The sequence below is a fragment of the Flavobacterium macrobrachii genome (assembly GCF_014486675.1).
GTDB lineage: Bacteria > Bacteroidota > Bacteroidia > Flavobacteriales > Flavobacteriaceae > Flavobacterium > Flavobacterium macrobrachii.
Window position 1 is genome coordinate 1 of record NZ_JACTAC010000153.1, and the last position, 1,288, is coordinate 1,288.

Sequence of the window (1,288 nt, forward strand, 5' to 3'; positions counted from 1 at the left end):
TAAATAAAAAAACCATCTTGGGCAACAGAAATCATAACAAATAAAAAATACGCATTAGAAAATGAATTCTTAGTTTTCGATAAATTAATTGCTAAAGAAGATTTTATTGAAATAGAATTCAAAGCCAAAGTTGAAATAAAAGTGGACTTAAATAACGAAAAATATTTCAGTTATGGTGCTTTGTTTTATGCTAAACCCATTGATGCTATTGAAGAAAAAGGGAAATCATACTTCACCAATTTTGATGATTTATTGTATAAACCAAAAGATGATTATCGCTATCAATTTATCGAAGACAATCAAGCAAGTTATAAAAATGGTCAAATCACAATTAAAGCAAAAAATAAAACAACCAACCAATTAGAAAACATCACACTTATTCCTTTGGGAAAAACCATATTAAGACAAGTAAGTTTTTAAACTACGAAAGATGAAAAAAATACTATTACTACTCACATTATTTAGTTTTTCAACCTATTCCCAAATTAAAAGAATAGAACCATCTAATTGGTGGATTGGTATGAACTTAAACGAAATAACATTACTAGTATATGGCGATGCTATAAACAGTTTAGAACCATCACTAAAATACAAAGGAGTAAGCATTACAAAGGTTGATAAAGTTGAAAATCCAAATTACTTGTTTATCACTATCAACATAAGTGCAGTCGCTGAACCTGGAAAAGTAAAAATCGAATTTAAAAAAAATGATAAACTAATTACTACCAAGGAATTCCCATTACTTTCCAGAGAAAAAGAAAGTGCAAACAGAGCAAGTTTTACACAAAAAGATGCAATTCTACTAATCGTTCCCGATCGATTTGCAAATGACAATCCTAAAAATGACAATGTTACTGGCTATCTTGAAAAAGCCAATAGAACGGATGAAAGCGGACGACATGGTGGCGATATTCAAGGAATAATCAACCGATTGGATTATATTCAATCCTTGGGTTATACCCAAATTTGGAACACACCTTTGGTTGAAAACAATATGCCTAAATACTCTTATCATGGTTATGCAGCAACCGATTTTTATAAAATAGACAGTAGATATGGAACCAATGAAGATTTCAAGAAATTAGTAACTGAAGCTAAAAAAAGAAATATCGGAATTGTATGGGATGTCGTACTCAATCATTGTGGGTTAGAATACTATTTCATAAAAGACTTACCTACAAATGATTGGTTAAATTTCCAAGAAACGAAAACGAAAACAAATCATATTAAATCTACCCAACTTGATAAGTATGCCACTATGGTAGACAGAAGCAAATACACCGATGGT

The 1,288-nt window shown here is 30.3% G+C and carries 2 protein-coding genes; both read left to right on the top strand.

Annotated features, from left to right (window positions below; all coding sequences use genetic code 11):
- The first annotated feature begins 141 nt into the window (after positions 1 to 141).
- The gene (locus IAI56_RS15670; RefSeq protein WP_187658752.1) at positions 142 to 420 is read left to right on the top strand and encodes a hypothetical protein; all 279 of its coding nucleotides are present in this window, start codon (positions 142 to 144) and stop codon (positions 418 to 420) included.
- Positions 421 to 430: 10 nt separating this feature from the next.
- Positions 431 to 1,288: alpha-amylase family glycosyl hydrolase (locus IAI56_RS15675; protein WP_187658753.1), on the top strand; the 858-nt coding region annotated here is incomplete at its 3' end.